The following is a 3263-nucleotide window of genomic DNA, read 5'->3' on the forward strand; positions in this document are numbered from 1 at the left end:
CCGGCTCGCTCCCGGCATCGACGTACGCGGCGCCGGGGGCTATCTGGTGGGGCCCGGCTCGGTCACGGCCCGCGGCGCCTACCGGCCGGCGCCGGGCACGGAGGGCCTGGCGCCCGCGCCCTGCCCTCGCGCGCTGCTGCGCCTGCTCACTCCTCCGGCCACGGCTCCGGTCACCCTCTCGGCCCGCCCGAACCACCGCCGGGACCAGCCCGCGCGCGGCGACGGCCTGGTGCAGTTCGTACGCGCGGCACACGAGGGCCAGCGCAACACCCGGCTCTTCTGGGCCGCCTGCCGCGCGTACGAACACGGCTTCGGTGACGCACTCGTGGAGCCGCTGGTCGACGCCGCCGTACGAACAGGGCTGGACGAACACGAGGCGCGCGCCACCATCGCCTCGGCGGCCCGCCTCACGGCCCGCCCGTAGCGCACCCGCCCGCACCCGCCGTACCAGCCCTACGACGCGGAGCCGCACGACGGGACGGAACCGAAACCGATACCGGTACATGCGGAGCCGTGCGACGCGGAGCCGCACAACAGGACCGGAGCCGTACAACGAACGGGACCGGACCGCAGCCCGGCGAAGGAGCCCGACGAAGGGCAGCCCTACGCCGGAGAGCCGTAGGACGGAGAGCCGTAGGACAGGGCCCCTCCCCGCACCTCACCCCACGACGAGTTCAGCGATGTCCCGGGCGGTCCACGCACCGGCCGCACCGGGGCACGCGGCGATGTAGCGCGCGACGGCCGGAAGGTCCCAGGCGCCCGCCTCCAGCAGCCCTCGGCACAGAACCCTGAGATAGGAGGCGGAGGGCCTGTTCCAGCTCAGATCGCGCACACGCCACGGAGCGGTGAACGTGAGCACCGGCAGCCCGTCCATCGTCCCCGGGCATACGAGCGTCTCGTACCGGCCGCAGCCGAGCTCCGCCCTGCCCCGCCTCAGCACCTCGGACAGATCCAGATCCGCCCCAGGCTGGCGGTACATCTCCTGTGCGGCAATGTCCGAGAACTGTTCGGCGGACACCAGATGCGCCCTGGCGAACACCCGTCCCGAAGCCTCGGGATCGTAGAACGCCCTGCCCCCCGTCCACACGGGCGACTCGGTGGCGAAATACACCACCCCCGCAAGCTCCACGGGAACCGAAACCTCAGGCATTCTCGGGTCCCGACATCCCGGACAGTCCCTGGCCGCCCCCGTCGGCCGACCGCCGACGACATAGCAGGAGAAGCGCGCCAGATCCATGTTGGAGCCGTACGCCACATACCAAACCCGCCGTGCGGGCGGCAATCCTGGACCCTCACGGGTCATATGCTCTCGAATTACCCGGGGCCTGATCACTGACGCACCGTTCGACGGGCTGACGCGACGACAACCATCAGAACACCAACATCACACATTCACCCCGCCCCCACGCAAAGGCGCGACCCCGATCCGGAGCCGCGCCTTTCGATCTGCCGAACCTCTTGGACCAGCCCCGGGGCGTCAGCCGGCGCGACGCGTCTTGACGCCGTCGACCTCGAAGTCGTAGATGTGGTGATTGATCCTGAGGCCGTCGACAGCCCCGATCCACATGAAGTCGCGGCCCTTGCCCACCGCGGCGGTGTAGATGGTCGGCTGCGCGCCGCCGTCGTTGAGCGAGGCCTTGAGCTGCGCGAAGGTGCACCTGGCGGCCTGGGTGCAGGCGGTCTCGTTGCCCGTGAGGTACCAGAAGCCGGTCGAGGTGGCATCGATGAACGGGCTCCACCGGTCCGTGACCGGGGCCGCGTCCGGCACCCACACCATCGTGGAGTAGTTGTCGGCCGGAAGCGCGCTCAGATTCGGATCGATCTCGAACCGGATGTTCGGCATGTTGTCCGCGCCGCCGTAACCGATGTTCTCGTTGGTCTGGAAGACGCGGAAACCGAGCTTCTTCAGGCCCAGCACCGGATCGCCGAAGAAGTCGACCTCGTTGCCGAAGTCGACCTTCTCACTCGGAGGATTCAGCGAGGTGGAGTCGTCCGCTACCTCGATTCCCAGACTGCCCCGTCCATAGGGCGGCCTGGCGGAGGGTCCCTGCACACCGAACGAGCCGAACGGGCCGTCCCGCAGAGCGGCGACGGGAGAGCCGATCGTATTACGGGTGATCACGCCCCAGTGTTCTGAGCGAGATCGATGTCCGTCTGCGGCAGCAGACACAGATCCTGGGACGGTCGAGGCGACGATCGCGGCCAGCGCCGCGACCGCAAGCGCCTTTGCCCGAGTCACGCCAAAGCGAGCGTTCACACTCACTCCTTCCGGGTAGCTGAAGGGCCAGAAATACGCCGACGCCCGGCCGACGTACCAGGCGTCACCGTATCTGACCCTCAGTAGCCGGAGCGGCCACGACATACTCCACACATATACGGCTATTCATGCACTCAATACTGTGACCAGCCTTAAATATTTTCACTCTCCGTGTCGTCGACGCCGCAGGCCATGACACCAACCGATCACCCGCGCCGATCAAGAGGCCGCCGCCACGGGCCGCCCCAGGACGACGACACCCGCACGGCAACCGCAGCCTGCCCGCCGAAGCCGGACGTCCAAGAATCAGCGAACCCGAAGCACCTGAGCACCTGAAGCACCGCGAAAGCCGGCAGCGGTACCGCGCCGCCGCCATCCCGAATGGTCACCAGTCGCGCCACTCATCCGTGATCTCGTGCGCGCCCATACCGTTCCTCGCGGCCAGGGCCGGGACGTCGATGCCGTGCTCGGTCAGAGTCCGGTCTATGTACGCGCACAGATCCTCCCGCTCGCCGGTCTCGTATCCCGCGCCGCCGTGCTCCTCATTGATCGAGTTGAGCGCCAGGACGACCCGCCTGACCGCGCCGAACACCAGCTCGTCCGAAGGCCCCACCCACGCGTGTACGTCAGCCTCGAACGACCGCAAGGTGGCCTCCGTCGCCTCCAGCAAGGAATCCGGGAAGAGTTGATCCATGAACGCACACCCCGGATCCAACTCCCCGGACGCCACGTCCCGCGCCTCTTGAGCCACCCCGGCACGCCAGTTCTGTGATGGTTTGATCGCCATGACCGAGACGGTAGACCCACCCTCCGACACTCGCCCCGCACCCGGCTCAACGCCAGGATCCAAGCATCCAAGGCGAGACCGACCAAGCACAGAAGGCACGCCCCCACCCCGGAGACGCGCCTTCTGACCTGCTGGTTCTCTGACCTGCTGCGGTGGGTGTGGGATTTGAACCCACGGTGACATCGCTGCCACGACGGTTTTCAAGACCGTTCCCTTAGG

4 protein-coding genes are annotated in these 3263 nt (G+C 68.0%); 1 reads left to right on the forward strand and 3 read right to left on the reverse strand.

Annotation, left to right across the window (positions count from 1 at the left end; all coding sequences use genetic code 11):
- A partial coding sequence (locus BFF77_RS30315; RefSeq protein ID WP_211280354.1) for a bifunctional DNA primase/polymerase occupies positions 1 to 424 on the forward strand: 424 nt, incomplete at its 5' end.
- Between the two features lie 234 nt (positions 425 to 658).
- Here BFF77_RS30315 and BFF77_RS30320 read toward each other — a convergent pair.
- The 3 genes from BFF77_RS30320 to BFF77_RS30330 all read right to left on the reverse strand — a co-directional run bounded on the left by BFF77_RS30320 (position 659) and on the right by BFF77_RS30330 (position 3044).
- Positions 659 to 1303 carry a histone deacetylase gene (locus tag BFF77_RS30320; RefSeq protein ID WP_066956401.1) on the reverse strand — a complete coding sequence of 215 codons (645 nt, stop codon included), beginning with the start codon at positions 1301 to 1303 and terminating at the stop codon, positions 659 to 661.
- A gap of 174 nt (positions 1304 to 1477) precedes the next feature.
- Positions 1478 to 2122, reverse strand: coding sequence for a hypothetical protein (locus BFF77_RS30325; protein WP_245703842.1), 645 nt, complete (start codon positions 2120 to 2122; stop codon positions 1478 to 1480).
- Between the two features lie 520 nt (positions 2123 to 2642).
- Positions 2643 to 3044 (reverse strand): hypothetical protein, encoded by a 402-nt coding sequence (locus BFF77_RS30330; RefSeq protein ID WP_066956407.1) that lies wholly within the window; start codon positions 3042 to 3044, stop codon positions 2643 to 2645.
- Between the last annotated feature and the right edge of the window lie 219 nt (positions 3045 to 3263).

The organism is Streptomyces lushanensis (assembly GCF_001700515.1).
Lineage (GTDB): Bacteria > Actinomycetota > Actinomycetes > Streptomycetales > Streptomycetaceae > Streptomyces > Streptomyces lushanensis.

Coding starts and splice junctions, on each gene's coding strand:
- BFF77_RS30320 (WP_066956401.1), bottom strand. CDS start 1,303: ATGACCCGTGAGGGTCCAGGATTGCCGCCCGCACGGCGGGTTTGGTAT.
- BFF77_RS30330 (WP_066956407.1), bottom strand. CDS start 3,044: ATGGCGATCAAACCATCACAGAACTGGCGTGCCGGGGTGGCTCAAGAG.